At 72.3% G+C, this 21,710-nt stretch carries 18 protein-coding genes; 10 read left to right on the forward strand and 8 right to left on the reverse strand.

Going from position 1 to position 21,710, the window contains the following annotated elements; translation table 11 throughout:
* Positions 1-3: 3 nt before the first annotated feature.
* The gene (locus tag ASE25_RS10400) at positions 4-1,071 is read left to right on the forward strand and encodes a low specificity L-threonine aldolase (protein WP_082622800.1); all 1,068 of its coding nucleotides are present in this window, start codon (positions 4-6) and stop codon (positions 1,069-1,071) included.
* Positions 1,072-1,179: 108 nt separating this feature from the next.
* On the opposite strand, the gene ASE25_RS10405 is transcribed toward ASE25_RS10400, so the two are convergent.
* From ASE25_RS10405 to ASE25_RS10415, 3 genes are all read right to left on the reverse strand, one after another.
* Positions 1,180-2,079, reverse strand: coding sequence for a DMT family transporter (locus ASE25_RS10405; protein WP_056825192.1), 900 nt, complete (start codon positions 2,077-2,079; stop codon positions 1,180-1,182).
* Between the two features lie 8 nt (positions 2,080-2,087).
* Positions 2,088-4,079 (reverse strand): Stk1 family PASTA domain-containing Ser/Thr kinase, encoded by a 1,992-nt coding sequence (pknB, locus tag ASE25_RS10410; protein WP_235508627.1) that lies wholly within the window; start codon positions 4,077-4,079, stop codon positions 2,088-2,090.
* 195 nt (positions 4,080-4,274) lie between these two features.
* Positions 4,275-5,465 (reverse strand): lytic transglycosylase domain-containing protein, encoded by a 1,191-nt coding sequence (locus ASE25_RS10415; protein ID WP_056825199.1) that lies wholly within the window; start codon positions 5,463-5,465, stop codon positions 4,275-4,277.
* Between the two features lie 273 nt (positions 5,466-5,738).
* Between ASE25_RS10415 and ASE25_RS10420 the strand changes: the two genes are divergently transcribed.
* Positions 5,739-6,137: an Rv2175c family DNA-binding protein gene (locus ASE25_RS10420; RefSeq protein ID WP_056781073.1), complete on the forward strand. Its 399-nt coding sequence runs from the start codon at positions 5,739-5,741 to the stop codon at positions 6,135-6,137.
* Positions 6,138-6,210: 73 nt separating this feature from the next.
* On the opposite strand, the gene ASE25_RS10425 is transcribed toward ASE25_RS10420, so the two are convergent.
* Positions 6,211-7,317, reverse strand: coding sequence for a polyprenyl synthetase family protein (locus ASE25_RS10425; protein ID WP_056781069.1), 1,107 nt, complete (start codon positions 7,315-7,317; stop codon positions 6,211-6,213).
* Between the two features lie 94 nt (positions 7,318-7,411).
* On the opposite strand from ASE25_RS10425, the gene ASE25_RS10430 reads away from it, so the two are divergent.
* Positions 7,412-8,320: a methylenetetrahydrofolate reductase gene (locus tag ASE25_RS10430; RefSeq protein WP_056781276.1), complete on the forward strand. Its 909-nt coding sequence runs from the start codon at positions 7,412-7,414 to the stop codon at positions 8,318-8,320.
* A gap of 118 nt (positions 8,321-8,438) precedes the next feature.
* Here ASE25_RS10430 and ASE25_RS10435 read toward each other — a convergent pair whose 3' ends face one another.
* Both ASE25_RS10435 and ASE25_RS10440 read right to left on the reverse strand, forming a co-directional pair.
* Positions 8,439-8,966: a hypothetical protein gene (locus tag ASE25_RS10435; RefSeq protein ID WP_056781067.1), complete on the reverse strand. Its 528-nt coding sequence runs from the start codon at positions 8,964-8,966 to the stop codon at positions 8,439-8,441.
* A gap of 161 nt (positions 8,967-9,127) precedes the next feature.
* Complete coding sequence (locus ASE25_RS10440) at positions 9,128-9,850, reverse strand: DUF4126 domain-containing protein (RefSeq protein ID WP_056825201.1); 723 nt, start codon at positions 9,848-9,850, stop codon at positions 9,128-9,130.
* Between the two features lie 588 nt (positions 9,851-10,438).
* Between ASE25_RS10440 and ASE25_RS10445 the strand changes: the two genes are divergently transcribed.
* From ASE25_RS10445 to ASE25_RS10470, 6 genes are all read left to right on the forward strand, one after another.
* Positions 10,439-10,897: a DUF6504 family protein gene (locus ASE25_RS10445; RefSeq protein ID WP_235508628.1), complete on the forward strand. Its 459-nt coding sequence runs from the start codon at positions 10,439-10,441 to the stop codon at positions 10,895-10,897.
* Positions 10,898-10,928: 31 nt separating this feature from the next.
* The gene (locus tag ASE25_RS10450) at positions 10,929-11,378 is read left to right on the forward strand and encodes an SAV_6107 family HEPN domain-containing protein (RefSeq protein WP_056825203.1); all 450 of its coding nucleotides are present in this window, start codon (positions 10,929-10,931) and stop codon (positions 11,376-11,378) included.
* Between the two features lie 8 nt (positions 11,379-11,386).
* Positions 11,387-15,412: a DNA polymerase III subunit alpha gene (locus ASE25_RS10455; protein ID WP_056825734.1), complete on the forward strand. Its 4,026-nt coding sequence runs from the start codon at positions 11,387-11,389 to the stop codon at positions 15,410-15,412.
* Positions 15,413-15,475: 63 nt separating this feature from the next.
* Positions 15,476-16,240: a bifunctional 2-polyprenyl-6-hydroxyphenol methylase/3-demethylubiquinol 3-O-methyltransferase UbiG gene (locus tag ASE25_RS10460; protein WP_020145492.1), complete on the forward strand. Its 765-nt coding sequence runs from the start codon at positions 15,476-15,478 to the stop codon at positions 16,238-16,240.
* Positions 16,241-16,282: 42 nt separating this feature from the next.
* Positions 16,283-17,542 carry a DNA polymerase IV gene (dinB, locus tag ASE25_RS10465; RefSeq protein WP_056781059.1) on the forward strand — a complete coding sequence of 420 codons (1,260 nt, stop codon included), beginning with the start codon at positions 16,283-16,285 and terminating at the stop codon, positions 17,540-17,542.
* A 74-nt stretch (positions 17,543-17,616) separates the two neighbouring features.
* Positions 17,617-18,018: a DUF3040 domain-containing protein gene (locus ASE25_RS10470; RefSeq protein WP_082620078.1), complete on the forward strand. Its 402-nt coding sequence runs from the start codon at positions 17,617-17,619 to the stop codon at positions 18,016-18,018.
* Between the two features lie 109 nt (positions 18,019-18,127).
* Here ASE25_RS10470 and ASE25_RS10475 read toward each other — a convergent pair whose 3' ends face one another.
* Both ASE25_RS10475 and ASE25_RS22345 read right to left on the reverse strand, forming a co-directional pair.
* Positions 18,128-18,616: a DUF456 domain-containing protein gene (locus tag ASE25_RS10475; protein ID WP_056781053.1), complete on the reverse strand. Its 489-nt coding sequence runs from the start codon at positions 18,614-18,616 to the stop codon at positions 18,128-18,130.
* A gap of 70 nt (positions 18,617-18,686) precedes the next feature.
* On the reverse strand, positions 18,687-18,911 hold the full coding sequence (locus tag ASE25_RS22345) for a hypothetical protein (RefSeq protein WP_028785799.1): 225 nt from the start codon (positions 18,909-18,911) through the stop codon (positions 18,687-18,689).
* Between the two features lie 398 nt (positions 18,912-19,309).
* Here ASE25_RS22345 and ASE25_RS10480 point away from each other — a divergent pair, with 398 nt between their 5' ends.
* Entirely contained in the window at positions 19,310-21,442 is a 2,133-nt protein-coding gene (locus ASE25_RS10480; RefSeq protein ID WP_056781050.1) for a type IIA DNA topoisomerase subunit B, read from the forward strand.
* Positions 21,443-21,710: the final 268 nt, after the last annotated feature.

Here is a 21,710-nt window from a genome sequence, read left to right on the forward strand (position 1 = left end):
GCGGTGGCGGCGACGAGTCCCTTCCGGGCAGACCTGCTCAGCGACACCCTGACCCGGCCCTCCGAGGCCATGCGCGAGGCCATGGCGCGCGCGGAGGTCGGCGACGACGTCTTCGGCGAGGACCCGACGCTGCGCGCCCTCGAGGAGCGCGTCGCCGGGATGCTCGGGCACGAGGCCGCGCTCTTCACGCCCTCGGGCTCGATGGCCAACCAGCTCGGCGTGCGGCTGCACGTCAAGCCGGGCGAGGAGCTCATCGGCGACTCGCTCGCCCACGTCGTGCGGGCCGAGCTCGGGGCCGCCGCGGTGCTCTCGGGCATCTCGTCGCGCACCTGGGTCTCCGAGCGCGGTCGCTTCCGCGCCGACGACGCCGCGTCCCTCATGATCACCGGCGTCGGGCCGTACCAGGTCTGCACGTCGCTCGTGATCGTCGAGAACACCCACAACTTCGGCGGCGGCACCGTGCAGTCGCTCGACGAGATCCGCCGGGCGCGGGAGGTCACGCGTCAGCGCGGGGTCGCCATGCACCTCGACGGGGCGCGGCTCTTCAACGCGCACGTCGCCTCCGGAGTGCCGGTCGGTGACTACGGCCGTGAGTTCGACACCGTCTCGATCTGTCTGAGCAAGGGTCTCGGCGCTCCGGTCGGCAGCGTGCTCGTGGGCTCGGCCGATGCCATGGCCGAGTCGCGCATCTGGCGCAAGCGCTTCGGCGGAGGCATGAGGCAGGCCGGGATCCTCGCTGCCGCAGGCCTTTTCGCGCTCGACCACAACGTCGAGCGCCTGGCCGACGACCACGCCCGGGCGCGACGAGCCGCCGAGGCGATGGCGGAGGCCGCCCCCGGCGCCGTCGACCTGGCCACGGTCGAGACCAACATCGTCATCGTCGAGGTGGCCGCGGTCGGTTGGACCTCCGCCGCCTTCGTCGACGCAGCCCTCGCCGCCGGCGTGAGGACGTATGCCGTGGGGCCGGGTGCCGTGCGTCTCGTCTGGCACCTCGACGTCGACGACGCCGGCACCGACGTCGCGGTCGACGTCCTCACCGGCCTGCTGCGCGCGGCGCCCGAGGCCGCCTGACCCGGACGCACGCCTCCCCGCACCGAACGCCGCGTTCGGTGCCGAACTCACTGGTAGAAGAGCGCTTTCGCCACCGAACGCCGCGTTCGGTGGGGAGGGTGGGTGGTCTCAGACCTCGTGGTGGAGGGCCTCGCTGGGCAGCTCGCCCGGGCGCCGCCGCGCGAGGAGCTCGACGGCGTACATCGCGGTGAGCACGAGCGCGCCGCCGATGACCATCCGCAGCGTCGCGGTCTCGTCGCCCAGGGTCACGGCGAAGAACGCCGCGAAGACCGGCTCGAGCGTCATGACGATGGCCGCCCGCGTGGCCGGCATGTGCGCCTGCGCCCACGTCTGGACCCACAGGGCCAGGATGCTGGCGAAGACGACCATGTAGAGCACCGACGCCCACTGGCCCGGCCCGCTCGGCAGGACGACGCCACCGGGCAGGGCGCCGAGGACGCAGAGCACGGCGATGACGACCATCTGCACGACGGACAGACCGGTCGCGATCTCGGAGGCGCTGTAGCGGCCGAGGCCGACGATGTGCAGGGCGTAGAGAGCGGCGGCGAGCAGGGTGAGGGCCTCGCCGACCCCGACGGAGAAGCCGTTGAGCGAGAGCAGGGCCAGGCCCACGGTCGCGAGCCCGACTGCCGCCCAGGTGGATCCGGCCACGCGCTCGCGCAGCAGGACGGCCGTGAAGACCGGGGTGAGCACGACGTAGGTGCCGGTGATGAAGCCCGACACGGAGGCCGGTGTCGTCGCGAGGCCCTGCGTCTGGAAGATCTGGGCCAGACCGTAGAGGGCGCCGAGACCGACTCCCACGAGGACCTGACGACGGCTCAGGGCCCGCACCGGCCGCCAGAACACGAGAAGCATGATGACTGCGGACAGGCTGAAACGCACCGCGAGGAAGTCGACGGGCGGGACGGTCTCGACCAGATCGCGGATGAGGAAGAACGTCGAGCCCCACACGGCGGTGAGGGCGACGAGGAGCAGGGTGGCCAGGCGCGTGCGCGCCGCAGGTGTCACGGACGGCCTCAGACGATCGTCAGGTGGATCGTCGTGCCCTTGGGCACGGGCGTGCCCGCTGCGGGGTCCTGGGCCCGGACCTTCTTCTCGAAGAGCTCACCGAAGGGGTACTGCTTGTCGACCTTGAAGCCGAGGTCGGTCAACGTCTTCTCGGCGGGGGTGTCCTGCTGGTCGACGACGTTGGGCACGGGCACCAGCACCGGCCCCTTCGACACGACGACCGTGACGGCGTCGCCACGGTGCAGCGTGCCCTTGTCGGGTGACTGTGAGACGACCTGGCCGGCGGGCACGGCGTCGCTGTTGACGTCCGCGCCGCGCTGCACCGTGAGCCCGGCCCTCGTGATGGCTGCCGAGGCCGCGTCGAACGGTGCGCCGGTGACCGTGGGCACCTCGATCGGCTCGCGCCCCTTCGAGACGACGACGGACACCGAGGTGCTGCGCTTGACGGACTCGCCGGGTGCGGGGTCCTGGGAGATGACGACTCCCTTGGCCACCGTCTCGCTCCACTCCTCGGAGCGGTCGCCGAGCCGGAGCGTCAGGGGTGACAGGGTCGCCCCGACGTCGCCGAGCCGGGCGCCGACGAGCTTCGGGACGGCATACCGCTCCTTGCCCTTGGAGACGACGAGACGGACGGTCGACTCCTTGCCGAGCTCGCTCCCCGCGCCGGGCTCGACGCGGAGCACGACGCCCTTGGCCCTGCCCTCGGAGAACTCCTCGACGGTCTCGACCGTCAGGGCGGCCTGTTCGATCGCGCCCTCGGCCTGAGCGACCGGCTGGCCGACCACGGCCGGCACGACGGTCGAGCCTCCCGGTCCGGCCGTGAACCACCAGCCTCCGAACGCGACACCGCCGACGACGAGGAGGGCCGCGAGCCAGAGCGGCCACCGTCGTCGGCGGCCGGCCCGTCGGTCGATCGGCATGGCTGCGGTGTGCTCGAGGGCGGGACCGTCGTCGTGGACGGGCATCCCGGCGAGGGCCGCGCGTCCGACCTCGTTGGGTCGGGTGCGGTGGCGCTCGGGGGAGCTCGGCAGGTCGGCCCGCTCCGGCCGAGCCGGGGCGGGCAGGTGCGTCGTCGACGAGACGGACGGCAGCACCGAGGTGGTGGCGGGGTCGGTGGCGACCGCGTTGCCACGTCGGTCGAGCTCGTCGGCCGTGAGGCCGCGGCGCACCCCCCGCAGCGCAGCGACAAACGCGGCGGCCGACTCGAAGCGGTCCTCGGGCTCGAGTGCCGTCGCGCGGGCGACGAGCTGGTCGAGCTCGGCGGGGACACCGGGGACGACCGAGCTCGGCGTGACGATCGATCCGTGGACGTGGTTGTACGCGATCTGGATCGGAGTGCCGCCGGTGACGGCCTTGCGCCCGGTGAGCATCTCGAAGAGGAGCAGACCGGCGGCATACACGTCGCTGCGGGTGTCGGCGACTCCGCGCTCGACCTGCTCGGGGGAGAGGTAGGAGACCGTGCCGAGCAGGACGCCAGTCTGGCTCGTCGCGGCCTGGTTGGTGATCGCGCGCGCGAGGCCGAAGTCGGCGACCTTTACCTCGCCGTCGCGTCGCACGATGACGTTCTCGGGCTTGACGTCGCGGTGGATCATGCCGGCCACGTGGGCCGCCCTGAGCGCCAGGAGGATGGGCTCGAGGATGGCGAGCGCCTCACGTGCCGTGAGGGGCGCCTCCTCGTGGATGACGTCACGCAGGGTCTTGCCCTCGACGAGCTCCATGGCGAGGAAGACCTCGCCGTCGTCCTCGCCCTGGTCGAAGACGGCCACGACGTTGGGGTGGCTCAGGCGGGCCGCGGACCGGGCCTCGGCGCGGAAGCGCTCGACGAAGACGTCGTCGGTGGCGAGGCCGGGGCGCATGATCTTGAGCGCCACCTCCCGGTCGAGCCGTCCGTCCAGCGCCACGTAGACAGAGGCCATGCCTCCGTCTGCGAGGTGGGAGAGGATGCGGTACCGGCCGTCGATCACCCGACCGACGAGGGCGTCCGCCACGCTGGACGTCACGCCCCGCAGTTTACGGGCTGGGTCTGCGCATCCCGTGCAGGCCAGCCGCGGCGGGGTCTCGCAGTGCGGGCGCGCTGCCCGCCCCGATGGGCGCGCCGGTCAGGCGCACCGCGAGACCTCCGCCTGCGCTCCGCGCCCGAGGGGCCGTCCGGCGACCTCCCCGTCGGGCGGCTCGGGACGCGGAGCGGCACCCCGTCAGAGGCGGTCGTAGACGGCCATGACGTTGGCCACGTAGCGCTTCGTGTCCTCGTACATGCCCTTGGTGCGGACCGAGTAGAGGCCCTGGTAGTAGCCGGCGATGGCCTGCTCGCGCGAGTCCGCGCTGGCCTGCAGGGCGCGGATGATGAGGACGCCTCCGGTGATGTTGTCCTGCGTGTCGTAACGGTCGAGCGTCCGGCCCGCGAGCTGCGAGGCCCACGTCTGGGCCACCGGCATGAGCTGCATGACGCCGACGGCGTTGGTGTAGGAGACGGCGCGCTGGTACCACCCGGACTCGAGGTAGCCGATGGCGAGAGCGAGCTTCGGGTCGACGCCCTGGCGGGTCGCGGTCGCCCGGATCATCGCGGCGGTGTCGGTGCGGCTGGGCACGTCCATGGCCGCGAGCTTCGCCTTGCTCTCGGCGACGGCCTGCGCGGTCTTGCTGGGGTACTGGTAGCCCGGCGCGGGGGCCGGGGCGGGGGCCGGTGTCGTGGGCGCGGGGGCCGAGACGGTGCCGGGGATGACGATCTTCTGGCCCACGTAGATGCGGCCCGCGTCGGCCAGCTTGTTGGCCGCGAGCAGCTTGGTCAGCGAGACGCCGTAGCGCTGTGCGATGACGCTCATGCTGTCGCCCGCCTTGACGACGTAGATCGTGCCGGCACCGCTCGGGGTCGTCGGTCCCGTCGCCGGCTTCGAGGGCGTCGGGGTGGAGGGCTTGGGCGCCGACGGCGTCGGGGTGGCCGGTGCCTTCGCACCCGGCACGCTGATCCGCTGCCCGACGAAGATGAGTCCTGCGTTGGGGAGCCGGTTCGCGGCGAGGAGCTTGGTCAGCGAGACCCCGTAGCGCTTGGCGATCCCGCTCATCGTCTCGCCCGCACGCACGACGTGGATGACGGTGGCGGTCGTGCTCGCCGGGCGGACGGTTGACGCCGTCGACGCGGCGGACCGGGCCGGGGTCGCCGAGGGGCGACCGGGCACGAGGAGCTTCTGCCCCGGGTGGATCACCGATCCGCGTGCGGTGAGCCGGTTCTTCTCGACGATCGCCTGGACGGTCGTGTGGTTGGCGAGGGCGAGGTGCCAGATCGTGTCACCCGGGCGGACCGTGACGGTCTTCCACGGGGTGGCGGCCACGGGGGCCACGGCGGCGTGTGCGGGTAGCGCGAGCGCGGCGACGTCGGCGAAGGGCATGGGGTGGAGTCCTTTCCTGGAGCCCGAGCTGAGTTCGAGAAGCGTGGAGGGGCGTTCGGAAGGGGTTCGGTGAGGTACTGGAGGGTGTTGTGATGCTGCTGCGGTGTTGTGAGGTGCTGTGTGACGCTTGTGAGCGGAGTGGCGCCTGTGACGATAGCGCATAATTGAGCACTAAAGTATAAATACACCCGTGTAATTCGTCCCGGTCTGCTCCAGCACGCCTCGGTCGGCGGTGTGCGCGGACCGGTCGGGACGGTGGCAGACTCTCGTCCTGTGAGCGAGACCCCTGAGCAGCAGCCCGACGTGCCCACCACCCGTGACCTCGAGTCGCTCGTCGGGGAGTGGCTGACCGTTCCCGACGCCGCCGAGCGGTTCGGTCTCCAGCTGTCGCAGGTGCGCCAGCTCATCGCCGACCGCGAGGTGCTCGCTGCCCGCATCGGTGAGCGGCGCGTCGTCGCGATCCCGGCGAAGTTCTTCGACGAGACCGGCCCGCGGCCCGAGCTGCGCGGGACCTTCACCGTGCTCGCCGACGGTGGCATGGACGACGACGAGATCATCGAGTGGCTGCACACCCCCGACGAGACGCTGCCCGTCGAGGGCGCTCCCATCGACGCCATGCTGGCCGGTCACAAGACCGAGATCCGGCGCCGGGCGCAGGAGCTCGCCTTCTGACGCGTACTGATGCGTCCTGGCGCGTCCTGACGCGTCCTGACGGGCCGAGGGCGTATGCCGTCCGGCCGGGTCGTCAGGACCGGCGGGCCGTCGAGACCGCGACGAGCGCCTCGAGGACGTCGAGCGCCGACGTGTCGTAGGAGCCCGTCGCCCGGGCCCGGTCGACGGCGCGGCAGGCCTCGTCGGCCAGGGTCGCGATGAGGCTCTCGACCCGGTCGACCGCCCCGGTGTCGAGCAGCACCCTGCGGATCGCCTCGACGCCGGCAAGCTCGAGGTCGTCGCGCCCGAGGAGGCTCTCGACCGTGTCACGGTCGGTGTCGGACGCCGCGTCGAGGGCGTGGGCCACGAGCACGGTGCGCTTGCCCTCGCGCAGGTCGTCACCCGCGGGCTTGCCGGTGGCCTCGGGGTCGCCGAAGACGCCGAGCAGGTCGTCGCGCAGCTGGAACGCCTCCCCGAGGGCGAGCCCGTAGTCCGACAGGGGGGCGAGCGACCCGTCCGGCGCGCCGCCGACGAGCGCCCCGATGAGCAGCGGGTGCTCGATGGTGTACTTCGCGCTCTTGAAGCGGATCACCTTGCGCGCCGAGGCGACCCGGGCGTCGAGGTCGAGCCCGTCCCAGCCGCGGGCGGACTCGAGCAGGTCGAGGAACTGGCCGCCCATGAGCTGCGTGCGCATCGAGTCGAAGAGCTGACGGCCGCGGGCCAGCTCGTCGGCGGGCAGGCCGCACGTCGCGTAGAGCTCGTCGCACCACGTGAGGCACAGGTCGCCCGCGAGGATCGCGGTGCCCTCGCCGAAGCGGTCGGCGTCACCCGCCCAGCCACGCGCCTGGTGCAGCGAGGCGACGGCACGGTGCGCGGATGGCATACCCCGTCGCGTGTCGCTGCGGTCCATGACGTCGTCGTGGAGCAGGGCGGCGCCCTGGAAGAACTCCATGCTCGCGGCCAGGCGCACGAGCGCGTCGGAGTCGGCGCCACCTGCGGCGCGGTAGCCCCAGTAGAGGAAGCCGGCGCGCAGACCCTTGCCGCCGGTCAGCAGGCCGGACACGGCCGCGACGAGCGGGGCTGTCTCCTCGCCGATCGCGGCCAGCGACTGCGTGGCCCCGGCGATCTGCCCGTCGATCGCCTGCTGCACCCGACGGCGCAGCACGTCGAGGTCGGTGGGGGTCTGCACGGGGTCCTCCATCGAGTCGCGGGAATCGGGGTCAGCCTACGCGGCGCGCGGGTGGGCCCGTGAACAGCCCGGACACCGCGGACGCGCGCGGCTTATGGTGTGCGGCATGGCACACGGCACGGCATCCTCGATGGCGCGGGCGGAGCGGTTCACGCGGTCCATCCCGGCGATGATCGAGGCCGACACCCCGACGTACAGCTTCGAGTTCTTCCCGCCCAAGGACGACGCGTCCGAGGCGCAGCTCTGGGACGCCATCCGACGCCTCGAGAAGGTGTCGCCGAGCTTCGTCTCGATCACCTACGGCGCCGGCGGCGGCACCCGCGACCGCACCGTCCGGCTCACCCAGCGCGTCCTCGAGGCGACCTCGCTGACGCCCATGGCGCACCTGACGTGCGTCGGGCACTCCGTCGCCGAGCTGCGCGGCATCGTCGGGTCGTATGCCGCCGCGGGGGTCCGCAACATCCTGGCCCTGCGCGGTGACCCCCAGGGCGGCCTCGGCCAGCCGTGGGTGGCGCACCCCGAGGGCCTCGACCATGCCGACGAGCTCGTCGCGCTGGTCCGGGGGCTCGGCGACTTCACCGTCGGTGTCGCGGCCTTCCCCGACGGCCACCCCGAGTCGGGCGACATCAGCGAGGACGCAGAGACCCTGATCCGCAAGGAGCGCGCCGGCGCCGAGTTCGCCATCACCCAGATGGTCTTCGACGTCGACCACTACCTCCGGCTGCGCGACGAGCTCGCCCGGCGCGGGTCGCGTCTGCCCGTCGTCCCGGCGATCATGCCGATCACCAACGCCCGTCAGGTGGTGCGCATGGCGCAGCTCGCGGGGCAGCCGATGCCGACGGCGGTCACCGACCGTCTCGAGCGGCACGGCGACGACGCCGCCGGGGTCCGGGCCGAGGGCATGGCGATCGCCACGGAGTCGTCGCGCCGCCTGCTCGACGAGGGTGCTCCCGGGATCCACTTCATCACGATGAACCGGTCGTCGGCGACGCTCGAGGTCTTCGGCAACCTCTGACCGGCGCGGAGACTCGGAGGACGAGGGGCCCACCGGCGGCAGGTGCGGCCAGCCCGACGACACGAGGACGACCGGCCCCCAGGGAAGGGCCGGCCGTCCGGTGCGTGGACCGGGTCGGTCAGGTGGTGCTCGACGGGGTGGCGGTGCCGTTGGGGGAGGCCGGGGCCTCGCCCTGCTGGCCCGACTGGCCCTGGGGGCCGTCGCCGTCGTGGTCACCGCCACGGCCGCCGGGTCCGCCCGACCCGCCAGGTCCGCCCTCCTGGACGGCCGTCACGGCGAAGGACGCGTCGACCTGCACCGTGATGTGGGTGCCGTCGGTGCGCACCATGTGCGCCTCGTAGACGCCGTCCGAGTCGGTCTCGACGCGCTCGATCGTCGCGGTCGGCTCCTTGGCCTTGGCGGCCGCCGTCACCTTGGCGGCGACGTCGCCAGTGAGCAGCGTCTCGTCGGAGCGCATCGGCTTGCTCGGGTCGGTGTTGCCGTTGGTGTTGCCGTTGGCCTGGGGGCCCTCGCCGAGCTGGCCGTAGCTGGTGGCGGTGCCGGTGGCACCCGTCTCGTCCGCGCTCGCGAGGGCGGCCCCGCCGAGCGCGAGCGCCGACGCGGCCACGATGCCGGCGCCTGCCAGCGCGATGGTCTTGTTCTTCATGCGTTCCACTCCTTCGATGGGCTGGCCTCGTGCCAGCTGTGTCCACCGTCGGCAACAGCCCTGTGTCCCCACCCTCGTCAGGGTGGGGAGGTCCTGTGAGAGGTCTGCGGACCTGTGGGGGCCCAGGTCCGGGGGTGGCCGGCGCTCACCGGGCCGGGCGGTCAGGTCTCCTGGTCGAAGGGTCGCTCGAGACGCTCGTCGGCCCGGGCCGACGGCGGCGGTGGCGCAGCGGTCCCGCGGCGCTCCCGGCGCTCCCGGCGCTCCCGGCGCTCCCGGCGCTCGGAGGGCACGGCGATGCCGACGCGTTCGCCCCACGCGTCGTAGCGGCGCTTGTAGCGGCGGATGCGTGCGGCCAGCTTGTAGACGAGGAACGCGCCGAGCACGAGGAAGAGCAGGGCGATGGCCGCGGCCCACCACGGGTGCGCGATGGCGAGGGCGGTGACGCCCGTGACGGTCACGTCCTCGGTGGTGCTGACGAGGACGTTGCTCGCCGGCTCGGGGGAGGTGTTGACGGCAGCGCGCAGCCCGGCCTTGATCCCGTGCGAGATGAGGGCCGTGACACCACCGGTCGCCGCGCCCACGGCGGCGTCGAGGCTCGCCGTGTCGTGGCCGATGAGGTAGCCGATCGTCGCCCCCACGGCCGGTCTGACGACGGTGTGCACGGAGTCCCAGGCGGAGTCGACGTAGGGGATCTTGTCGGCGAGCATCTCGACGACGAAGAGGACGCCCGCCCCGATGAGCACGTCGGTGCGAGCCAGGGCGTTCGGGATCTGGCTCAGGTTGAAGATCTTGTCGGCCAGACCGAGGACGAGCACGACGGCGTACGCGTTGATGCCGCTGCCCCACCCGGTGGTGAAGGCCATGGGGATGAGCTCGGCGCCCACGACACCCCTTCGGTCGTGCGCCGGTCGCGGTGCGCCGGTGCGGCTGTGGCCCGACCGGTCGGCCGAGCCCAGGTCCAACGTCCCTGACGCTCCCGTATTCCCGGGGGTGGCGCAACGGGGCGCGCTGCAGGCGGCGGGAGGGGGCAGCGGAACGGGCCCGATCCGTGAGCGGACAGGACCCCTGCGCCCCTCCGTTCGCGGACCGAACCCGCGCCATCACTCTGTCGCCGGGGACGCCGCACGGACCTGAGCACGGGTACTCAGATCGGTCCGGAGCGGGGCGAAACGGACGCGTGCGGAGAGGTCGGCTGCGGCGGCCCGGGATCGCGTGGACGTGACCCGCGGACCGTCTTGACAGGCTGTCGGCGCCAGGGGTTAGGCTTCGAGTATCGAACAGGTGTTCGAACGTCGTCTCTTCGGGTGAGGTGCCCGGGAGGTGAGGTCCGAGCCGGTGTCCGAGTCAGTCAGTTTCAGTCAGTTTCAGTCAGTTGTCAGTTCAAGTCGTCGGTTGGTGTCGGACCGCTCGTGTGGGGCGCGGGTGGTCTGGGTCGTGATGTCCGGCCTCGACGTGTCCGAGGGAGACGTGTCGTGGTGCGCAGGTTCAGTGATGCCGTGCAGGTGAGAGTGCGCGAGCGGGAGCAGCAGGAGCAGTCCGTCGTGGGCCGCTCCGGTGGTCCGGTCGGAAGGTCGACCCGTCCGCCCGGGTCCTCGAGGTCCTCACGGGACTCCGGGTCGTCGGGACCCTCGGGTTCCGAGGCCGGGTCCCTCGAGGCGCCGCCCGAGGCGTTCATCTGGCGCGGGCGCCTCTACGTCGTCCGTGGCGTCCTCGCCCAGTGGCGCGAGCGGCGGGCCTGGTGGCACGACGCGCTCGAGGCCGACGAGGCGCAGGTCCGTCCCGGCGAGACGCTCGTCGCCGCGGCGAGCGAGCAGCACGTCTGGCGCGTCGAGGCGAGCCCGGGATGGTCGTTCACGCCCGGGGTCTACGACCTCGCCCACGACGAGTCCCCGCGCGGCGACCACTGGTCGCTCGTCCGGGTCGCCGACTGAGCCCATGAGACGAGAGAGGAGAGGAACCACCATGACCACCGCCCACGACCTGCGCCGCCCACCCATCTCGGTCGCCGTGCTCGACCTGCTCGAGCGGGGCCGGACCACCCTCGAGACCGCGTGCCGCACGAGCGACGCGTCCGAGCGCTATCGCGACGCCCACCTCGGAGCCCTGCGCGCCGCCGCGGCCCTCGTCGCCGCCCGCACCGTGCCGTCGCCACGTTCGCGACCGCGCAGCGTGTGGCAGGTGCTGCCCGGGGTGGCCCCGGAGCTGGGGGAGTGGGCCGCCTTCTTCGCCGCCTGCTCGGCGCACCGGTGGGTCATCGACCGCGGCGGTCACATCAGCGCACGCGAGTCCGACGACCTGCTGCGCCAGGCCGAGATGTTCCTCGAGATCGTCCAGGACCTCCTCGGTGTCCCTGCGACGATCCCGCTGCCGCAGTCGATCACCCCGGTCTCGAGGAGCCGGGCGAGCGGGTGACGACCGGCATGACCACCACCATCACCAGCGGCCGCACGAGCAGCGCGGCCGGCAGCACCGAGAGCTTCGTGCACCTGCACGTCGCGTCCGGCTACTCCATGCGCTACGGCACGGCCAAGCCGCACCAGCTCGTCGAGCGTGCCGCGGCGTTCGGGCAGCCGGCGCTCGCCCTGACCGACCGCGACGGGCTCTACGGCGCCGTGAAGTTCGTCCGCTCCTGCATGGAGCACGACGTCGCGCCGGTCCTCGGCGTCGATCTCGCCCTCGGCCCCGAGCGCCCCGAGCGCCAGCGCAGCCGTCCCGTGCGCACCCCGGTCCGTGGCGGCGCCCTCGTCGACCCGCGGCTCCCGCGGGTCACGGTGCTGGCCCGGGGCAGCAGCACCGGCCTCGCCCCGGGTGCCGGGTGGGCGGCGCTCTGTCGCCTCGTCACCGCGACCCACCTGCACGGCGAGCGCGGCAACCCGGTCACGTCCGCGGCCCTCGTCGCCGAGCACGCGCGCCTGCTGCCCGCCCCGCCCGTCCCGTCCGCAGCGGAGGACGACGGGCCCGGCCGGCCCGAGGGCCGGGGTCGACCCGACGGACGAGGCGGACGGCCTACGCCATCGGGGGCGGACGGTGGGCCGTCCCCGCTCGTCGTGCTCCTCGGGCCCGACTCCGACGTCGGTCGTGCGGTGCTCGCCAAGCGACGCGACCACGCCCGGGCGGCGCTCGAGCGCTGGGTCGCGCTGCTGCCGCGGGGCGCCGTCGTCGTCGAGGTCGTGTGCCACGGCGGGCCCGAGCACCAGCCCGGCAGCCTCGGCCAGGCCGGACGCATGCTCGCGCTCGCCCGCGAGGTCGGCGTGCCGAGCATCATCACGGCCGCGGTGCGCCACGCCGACCCGCAGGACGCCGCCATCGTCGACGTCCTCGACGCCGCCCGGCGGCTCGTCGCGCTCGACGCGCGCCACCTCGACCGCGTCACGACGGCCGGGCACCTCTCGCCGACGCCCCTCATGCACGCGCTCGCCCTCGACGTCGTCCAGGTCTCCGGCCCGGGGCTCGTCGGCGGCGGGTCGCTGGCCCGCGAGCAGGCCCGCGAGCTGCTCGCCCGCACGACGGCGCTCGCCGCCGAGTGCGTCCAGGACCCACGGGCCGACCTCGGCATCGGCTCGGTCCACCTGCCCGAGCCGGGTGTCCTCGGCATCCGGCCCGGCACCAACCCGCACCGCGTCCTCGCGCGACGGTGCCGCGAGTCCATCCCGACCCGCTACCCCGGCCGCACCGAGAGCGAGCTCGTCGCCGTCAGCGACCGTCTCGAGGACGAGCTCGGCGTCATCGAGACGCTCGGCTACGCGACGTACTTCCTCACCGTCGCCCAGGTCTGCGACCTCATCCGCGAGATGGGCGTGCGGGTCGCCGCCCGCGGGTCCGGGGCCGGGTCGCTCGTCAACTACCTCCTCGGCATCTCCGGCGTCGACCCGATGCGGCACGGGCTGCTCATGGAGCGCTTCTGCTCGCCGCTGCGGGCCGAGCTGCCCGACATCGACATCGACGTCGAGTCGGCCCGGCGCACCGAGATCTACGAGCGCATCCTCGACCACTTCGGCGGCGACCGGGTCACGTGCGTCTCGATGATGGACACCTACCGGGTGCGCCACGCGATCCGCGACGCCGGGGCCGCGCTCGGGCTCCCGCCGCCCGAGGTCGACGCCATGGCCAAGGCCTTCCCGCACATCGCCGCCCGCAACGTCCGCAACGCCCTGGCCGAGCTGCCCGAGCTCCGGGCGAGCGGCCTCGACGTGCCGCGCCTGCAGCTGATGTTCGACATCGTCGAGCGCCTCGACGGCCTGCCCCGGCACATCGCGCTGCACCCGTGCGGGGTCGTGCTGTCCGACTCCGTCCTGCTCGACCGCACCCCCGTCGAGGCGAGCTGGCTCGGCTTCCCGATGAGCCAGTTCGACAAGGACGACGTCGAGGAGATGGGGCTGCTCAAGCTCGACGTCCTCGGCATCCGGATGCAGTCCGCGATGGCGCACGCGATCGAGGAGGTCGAACGCGTCGACGGCGACCACGTCGACCTCGACGACGAGTCGCAGGTGCCCTTCGACGACGAGCCGACCTTCGAGCTCGTCCGCTCGACGAAGACCCTCGGCTGCTTCCAGATCGAGAGCCCCGGACAACGCGAGCTCATCGGCAAGTTCGGGCCGCGCACCTTCGACGACCTCATCATCGACATCTCGCTCTTCCGGCCCGGCCCGGTCAAGAGCGACATGATCATCCCGTTCCTCAACGCGAGGCAGGGGTGGAAGGACCCGTCCTACCTCCACCCGTCGCTCGTCCCCGCGCTCGAGGAGACCGAGGGCGTCGTCGTCTTCCACGAGCAGGTGCTCATGATCGTCGCCGAGACCACCGGGGTGACCCTCGCCCAGGCCGACGAGGTGCGCCGCACGCTCGGCACGCCCGACGGGCAGAAGCGGATCGAGGCGTGGTGGCGACCCGCGGCCCGCGACCGCGGCTACGCGCCCGAGGTCGCCGACAAGATCTGGGAGGTCCTCAAGGCGTTCGCCTCGTTCGGGTTCTGCAAGGCGCACGCCGCGGCCTTCGCGCTGCCCACCTACCAGTCGGCCTGGCTCAAGACGCACCACCCGGCAGCCTTTCTCGCAGGGGTGCTCACCCACGACCCCGGGATGTACCCCAAGCGCCTCATCCTCGACGACGCCCGCACCTTCGGCATCGCGATCCTCGGGCTCGACGTCAACGTCTCGACCGGCGCCTACCGCTTCGAACGCACCGACGACGGCGGCGAAGCCATCCGGCTGTCGCTCGCCGACGTCCACGGCATCAGCGAGGCCGAGGTCGCGCAGATCGTCGCCGGACAGCCCTACTCCAGCCTCTCCGACTTCTGGCAGCGTGCCCACGTGTCGCGGCCCGTCGCCGAGAAGCTCGTGCTCGCAGGGGGATTCGACTCGTTGCACGACATCGACCTCGGTGGTCCGTCCCGTCTCGACGAGAGCGGGTCCGGGGTCGTGGGCCGGGCGCGGGGCGGCCTCGGCCGTCGTGGCCGGGTCACCCGGCGCGACCTGCTGCTCCACGTCGCCGAGCTCGACCGCTGGTCCTCCTCGCAGCGGTCGTCACGCCGCTCCTCCCATCGGGTCTCGGCCGCGAGCCGGTCGTCGGGACCGGGCTCCTCACGGGGTCGCGTCACGTCCGTCTCCGCCACGGGAGACATCCGGGCCCTCGCCGCCGCCCAGTCGCAGGGCTCCGCCGGGGCGCCCGAGCAGATCGCGACCCAGCTGACGCTCGACCTCGGCGACACGCCGCGGCTCTCCGCGACGAGCGGCCTGCCGGAGATGACCGGCCCGGAGCGGGTCCGGGCCGAGCTCGAGGTGCTCGGCCTCGACGCGAGCGGTCACGTCGTCGACTTCTACGGCCCGCTGCTCGACGCGCTCGGCGTGACCCGGGCGCGCGACCTGCTCTCCGGGCGCAGCGGCCGCGAGGTCCTCGTCGCCGGGGTCAAGGTCGCCACCCAGACCCCGCCGATCCGCACCGGGCGCCGCGTCGTCTTCCTCACGCTCGACGACGCCACCGGCCCGGCTGACCTCACCTTCTTCGAGGACGTCCAGGGCCCGTATGCCGCCACCGTCTTCCACTCGTGGCTGCTGCTCTGTCGGGGGGTCGTGCGGCGCACCGGTCCACGCGGCGTCTCGATCCGGGCCACCGGCGCGTGGGAGCTCTCGGGCCTGCAGGACGCGTGGACGTCCGGGGGCATCACCGCCGTCCGCGACGCGCTCGAGGCCGCCGACCGGTCGGCGTGGGAGCGCGCCACCGCGTTCGCCGGACCCGACGGGGCACGGTCCGGCGTCGGCGAGGGGCCGGACGGCCGGCGGGTGCTCGTCCACGCCTCGGGGTTCAAGCAGTCGCCGTACGCCGACATCAGGCCGGCGGGCGACGACGTCCGGGGACCGCGCGGCACGAGCGGGCTCGTGCCCACCGAGACGGTGGGCGGCCCGCCACGCAAGCTGTGGCACGCGAGTCCGGGAAGCTCGGGGCACTAGGGTGATGACGCACACGAACCACACGCGGCACCACGCGTACCACGTTCCCAGACGGAGGATCCCGTGCCCGACGAGCAGCGCCCCCAGCGACGTGGAGGGGTCCGGCCGTCGGCCGTCGTCTCGGCCGTGGGCCACCTCGCCGACGAGTGCTCGCAGCGCCTCGGCCGGCCGCTCGAGGTGCTCGACCTCGGTGGCGGCACCGGTGGCGTCGCCGTCCCGCTCGCCGAGGCCGGTCACCACGTCACCGTCGTCGACCCCAGCCCCGACGCCCTCGCCTCGCTCGGTCGCCGGGCCCGCGAGGCCGGCATCGTCGACCGCATCACGGCGGTCCAGGGCGACGGTGACTCTCTCGGCTCCGTCCTGGCCGGGCGCCACGTCGACCTCGCCTGCTGCCACGGCACGCTCGAGTTCGTCGACGACCCCGCGGCGACGCTCCACGCCATCGCGCAGGCGCTGGGCGACGGCGGCGTCCTGTCCCTGCTCGTCTCCGGCCGACTGTCCGTCGTCTTCGCCAAGGCCATCGCGGGTGAGTTCGGCCAGGCCCGCGCGGCCCTCGTCGACCCCTCCGGTCGCTGGGGGAGCACCGACCCGCTGCCGCGCCGCTTCGACGTCGAGCAGCTCGAGACGCTCCTCGCCGACGCCGGCTTCACCGACGTGCGGGTGCGTGGCACCAACATCCTCGGCCACCTCGTCCCGGCCTCGCTCATCGACTCCGAGGCCGACCGCGTCGCCCTGGCCGAGCTCGACGAGCTGCTCGTCACCGGTCCGGGGCGCGAGTTCCTCCGGACCCTCGGCAATGCCCTCCACGTCGTCGCGCGCCGCGACTGACCGCGCCCTCGTGAGCGCGTCGACCCGTCCGACGGGCCGACGATGAGCCGCCGCCAGTTCACCGCGCCGACCCGGGCCGGCTCCGAGCCACCCGACGACACCGGCTGCACCGTCCTGCACGTCGACATGGACGCCTTCTACGCGTCCGCCTCGCTCATCTCGCGGCCCGAGCTGCGGGGCAGACCCGTCATCATCGGCGGCGCGAGCGGGCGGTCCGTGGTGCTCTCGGCCACCTACGAGGCGCGGGCCTTCGGGGTCACCTCGGCGATGCCGATGGCCAGGGCCCAGCGGCTGTGCCCGCAGGCAGTCATCATCGAGCCCGACCACCGCCGCTACGCCGCCATCTCCGAGGCCGTCATGGCGACCTTCGCGACGATCACCGACAGCGTCGAGCCGCTCTCGCTCGACGAGGCCTTCCTCGACGTCTCCGGGGCCGTGCGCCGCCTGGGCCGTCCGACCCAGATCGCCGAGCAGCTGCGCGACACGATCGCCGACGAGCAGGGCATCACGTGCTCCGTGGGGGTGGCCTCGACGAAGTTCGTCGCCAAGCTCGCCTCCAACCTCGCCAAGCCCGACGGGCTCATCGTCGTGCCGCGCGAGGAGGTCGTCTCGTTCCTGCACCAGCTGCCCGTCGGCGCGATCTGGGGCGTCGGCGACAAGACCGAGGAGCACCTGCACCGCCTCGGCCTGCGCACCGTCGCCGACCTCGCGCACACGCCCGTCGAGACCCTCCAGCGTGCCCTCGGCGACGTCTCCGGCCGGAGCCTGCACGACCTCGCGTGGGGTCGTGACCCCCGGTCCGTCGTGCCGGAGCGACGCGAGAAGTCGATCGGCGCCGACGAGACCTTCGCGCACGACATCGACGACCCCGTCCGCATCCACCGCGAGCTGCTGCGCCTCGCCGACCGCACCGCGGCCCGGGCCCGGTCCGCCGGCATGACGGGGCGCACCGTGTCGATCAAGGTCCGCTTCGCCGACTTCACGACGATCACCCGCGCCAAGACGCTGCGCCACCACACCGACGTGTCCCGCGACATCTTCGCGACGGCCCGCGAGCTCTACGACCGCCTCGGCCTCCAACGCGCCCGCATCCGGCTCGTCGGGGTCCGCCTCGAGGGGCTCGTCCCGTCGGCCGTCGCTCCCATCCAGGCCACCCTCGACGAGCCCGAGCACGGGTGGCGTGAGGCCGACCGCGCGGTCGACCGCGCGAGCGCCAGATTCGGAGCCGGGTCGGTGCGTCCGGCGTCACTCATGCCCGACCGACCCTCGGGTTCCCAACGCGCTCGGCGCGACCTATCCTGAGGGAAAGAAGTCCGCGTCGGCCGTTTCCGACATACGATTCGGGCACAGTCGATTTCGCACCAGGGAGGTGCCAGGTGGCACTCTCGGAACACGAGGAAGCACTCCTCCAGCAGATGGAGGAAGCCCTCTACGCCGAAGACCCTCGATTCGCCTCGCGGATCGAGAAGACGAAGTCGCGCGGTCTCGGCCGTGGACGCCTCGTCGCCGGAGTGGTGGCTGCGGTCGTCGGTCTCGCCCTGGTCGTCTTCTCGGCGATGAGCAGCAGCATCTGGCTCGGTGCGGTCGGCTTCGCCATCATGGTCGCAGGCATCGTCTACGCGATCACCCCGTCGAAGACGAAGCTCGCAGCCGTCGCCAGCGACGGCACCACCAAGCCGCGGGCCGGCGGCAAGGCCAAGGCCGCCTCCGCCAAGCAGGGCACCTTCATGGAGCGCCTCGAGGAGCGGTGGGAGAAGCGCCGCCGCGACCAGTGGTGACGCGCCGCTGACCGGCCCCCACCTCCACGGACGCAGACAGGACCCCGACGGAGACCGTCGGGGTCCTTCACATCTCCGGGCCGTGTCAGACGAGAGCCTCGCGGGCGGGTCAGGGTCGCGTGGCGTAGACGCCGAGAGCCCACGTCGCGATCATCGCGAACGCCGTGACGAGCTCGATGCCGATGTTGAGGGCCACCGCGCGGATGGCCTGGGTCGTCGCGTGCCAGGCCGGTGCATGCCCCCGGTGCTTGGCCAGCTCGAGGACGTAGATCGTCAGGACGAACCCGAGGGGTCCGCCCACGACGGGCACGACGAAGAAGCCCACCACGGCGACGACCAGCGCCACCGCGACGATGACCCCGTCGACGCCCGCGGTCTTCATCCGTCGCCCGGGGACGAGGTACTGCGCGACGAGGCCCACGGCATACAACAGGGTCGCGATGCCGAAGACGAGCCAACCCGGCCCGTCCTGACGTTCGAACGCCCACACGAGCGTCGCACCCCAGACCAGCAGCAGCCCCGGCAGCACCGGGACGACGATGCCGACGGTGCCCACGATCATCGCGAGCAGAACGAGGACGTTCGTCGCAGTGATCACGGGGCAGCCGTCGGCGGCGTGCGGATCAGGATGGGGTCAGGAGGGGCCGGGCCGGAGATCGCCTCTGGACTCAGTGTTCGTCCACGGGAGCAGATCCCGGGACCTCGGTGAGTCGTTCCGTCTCGTCGCGGATGTCGAGAGCCTTGTCCTTCAGCGCCGGGAGGTGCTCCCGTCCGTGGTGCGCGCAGAAGAGCAGCTCTCCGCCGGAAACGAGGCGGGCGCGGATGTAGGCCTGAGCCCCACATCGGTCGCAGCGGTCAGCAGCAGTCAGTTCGGGTGCCAGTGCTGTCGTCATCGTATTTCGCCTCTTTCCTCCCTCGGGGGTCCCCCGGAGGGAAACCCTGCCATGTACCTACGACGCCCGATCGGTCCATCCGGTGGACCTCTCGCGCCTCGTGGACGTTCCAACAGTGAATCACGTCGAAACCTTCCCGATGGTGAGGCTCGGTCAGTGAGACGCCCGCCGGAGCAACATCGTTACGTGTCAGTGATTCGGCGCGCCGCCCAGATACGGATTGGCAGGCCGCTCCCGACGGGGCTCGCGGGGCTGGTGCCCGACTCGTCGGTGAGGTCCGTCACCCGGGGGAGCCGCGAGCCTCCCGAGGGCGGTCGGTGGCGGTGGCTAGGCTTCCCCTGCCAGCCCTCCACAGCCCGACCGCTGGCCGCACACCGACGGAAAGAGAACGACACACCGTGGCCTCCGCCTCACGACCCGCTCCCTCCGGCAACGGCGACTACACCGCCCGCCACCTCCAGGTCCTCGAGGGCCTCGAGGCCGTGCGCAAGCGCCCCGGCATGTACATCGGCTCGACCGACCAGCGCGGCCTCATGCACTGCCTCTGGGAGATCATCGACAACGCGGTCGACGAGGCCCTGGCCGGCGTGTGCACCGACATCGAGGTCATCCTCAGCGGCGACGGGTCCATCGAGGTCCGTGACAACGGTCGCGGCATCCCCGTCGACATCGAGCCCCGCACCGGCCTGTCCGGTGTCGAGGTCGTCTTCACCAAGCTGCACGCGGGTGGCAAGTTCGGTGGCGCGTCGTATGCCGCCACGGGTGGTCTCCACGGGGTCGGCGCCTCCGTCGTCAACGCCCTGTCCGCGCGGCTCGACGTCGCGGTCGACCGCGGCAGCAAGACGTACGGCATGAGCTTCCGGCGCGGCGAGCCCGGCACGTTCGCCGACCGCACGGCGATCCACTCGCCCGACTCGGAGTTCACGCCCTACGAGAAGAAGAGCGCGCTGCCCGTCGTCGGCAAGGCCAAGCGGGGCGTCACCGGCTCGCGTGTGCGCTTCTGGCCCGACCGGCAGATCTTCCTCAAGGACGCCGAGCTCGACTACGACGCCATCCTCGGACGCGCCCGCCAGACCTCCTTCCTCGTCCCCGGCCTGCGCCTGGTCATCCGCGACGAGCGACGCCTCAAGGGCACGCCCGGCGAGGAGGGCACCGTCGAGGAGGTCTTCCAGCACGATGGCGGCATCACCGACTTCGTCGAGTACCTCGCGCCCGACACCCCGATCACCGACGTGTGGCGCCTCGAGGGCTCTGGCACGTTCACCGAGACCGTCCCGGTCCTCGACGTCAACGGCCACATGACCCCGACCGAGCTCGAGCGCGAGTGCGGTGTCGAGGTCGCCCTGCGCTGGGGTCAGGGCTACGACACGAAGGTCCAGTCCTTCGTCAACATCATCACCACGCCCAAGGGCGGCACCCACGTCACCGGCTTCGAGCAGTCCATCGTCAAGGTGTTCCGCAAGCAGCTCGAGGTCAACGCCCGACGCCTCAAGGTCGGCAACGACAAGCCCGAGAAGGACGACATCCTCGCGGGCATGACCGCCGTCGTCACGGTGCGTCTGGCCGAGCCGCAGTTCGAGGGTCAGACCAAAGAGGTCCTCGGCACCAACGCCGTGCGCGCCATCGTGGCCAAGGTCGTCGAGACGGAGCTGACCGACCGCCTCACGTCGACCAAGCGCGGCGACAAGGCGCAGGCGGCCCTGCTGCTCGAGAAGGTCGTCTCCGAGATGAAGTCGCGCATCAGCGCGCGGCTGCACAAGGAGACCCAGCGGCGCAAGAACGCCCTCGAGAGCTCGACGCTGCCGTCGAAGCTGCGCGACTGCCGCACCACCGACGTCGAGCGCTCCGAGCTGTTCATCGTCGAGGGTGACTCGGCCATGGGCACCGCCAAGGAGGCCCGCAACTCCGAGTTCCAGGCGCTGCTGCCGATCCGGGGCAAGATCCTCAACGTCCAGAAGGCGTCGGTCTCCGACATGCTCAAGAACGCCGAGTGCGCCTCGATCATCCAGGTGATCGGCGCCGGCTCGGGTCGCAGCTTCGACCTCGGCGCGGCGCGCTACGGCAAGGTCATCATCATGACCGACGCCGACGTCGACGGCGCCCACATCCGCACGCTGCTGCTGACGCTCTTCTTCCGCTACATGCGTCCGCTCGTCGACGCCGGTCGCGTCTACGCCGCCATGCCGCCGCTGCACCGGCTCGAGGTCATCAACGCGGGCGCCAAGAAGAACGAGCTCATCTACACCTTCAACGAGCCCGAGATGCGCCGCACGCTGGCCCGCCTCGAGAAGTCGGGCAAGAAGATCAAGCAGCCGATGCAGCGTTACAAGGGTCTCGGCGAGATGGACGCCGACCAGCTCGCCGACACGACGATGGACCCGCGTCACCGCACGCTGCGCAAGGTGACGATGCGTGACCTCGAGGCCGCCGAGCGCGTCTTCGAGCTGCTCATGGGCAACGAGGTCGCACCGCGCAAGGACTTCATCATCGAGTCCGCGGCCGAGGTCGACCGCGAGCGGATCGACGCCTGAGCGCAGCGATCCAGGCCCCTGACGTGTCTGTGGGGTGACGGGACCTCCGGCGCGGCACAGCATGCCGTGCTTACGATGTGTCCCTGCCGGCGCGACTCCCTCCGCCGGTACGCGTCGAGAAGGGGAATCGATGGTGGGCAACGTCAACGCCGAGGAGTCGGTCGCCGACGAACGGTCCGGCGCGCTCGACGCGCTCGACGAGCCGGGCGCGCAGCCCGACACGGGTCAGGTCGCCCCGTCGGAGGAGGTCGACGGCACGAGCTTCACC

The organism is Terrabacter sp. Root85 (genome assembly GCF_001429185.1).
GTDB lineage: Bacteria > Actinomycetota > Actinomycetes > Actinomycetales > Dermatophilaceae > Terrabacter.

Bases quoted from the DNA above. Each gene is read 5' to 3' on its own strand.
- ASE25_RS10455 (WP_056825734.1), top strand. From the start codon at position 11,387: ATGACCACCACCATCACCAGCGGCCGCACGAGCAGCGCGGCCGGCAGC.
- ASE25_RS10435 (WP_056781067.1), bottom strand. From the start codon at position 8,966: ATGAAGAACAAGACCATCGCGCTGGCAGGCGCCGGCATCGTGGCCGCG.
- ASE25_RS10415 (WP_056825199.1), bottom strand. From the start codon at position 5,465: ATGCCCTTCGCCGACGTCGCCGCGCTCGCGCTACCCGCACACGCCGCC.
- ASE25_RS10430 (WP_056781276.1), top strand. From the start codon at position 7,412: ATGGCACACGGCACGGCATCCTCGATGGCGCGGGCGGAGCGGTTCACG.
- dinB (WP_056781059.1), top strand. From the start codon at position 16,283: ATGAGCCGCCGCCAGTTCACCGCGCCGACCCGGGCCGGCTCCGAGCCA.
- ASE25_RS10450 (WP_056825203.1), top strand. From the start codon at position 10,929: ATGACCACCGCCCACGACCTGCGCCGCCCACCCATCTCGGTCGCCGTG.
- ASE25_RS10425 (WP_056781069.1), bottom strand. From the start codon at position 7,317: ATGGAGGACCCCGTGCAGACCCCCACCGACCTCGACGTGCTGCGCCGT.
- ASE25_RS22345 (WP_028785799.1), bottom strand. From the start codon at position 18,911: ATGACGACAGCACTGGCACCCGAACTGACTGCTGCTGACCGCTGCGAC.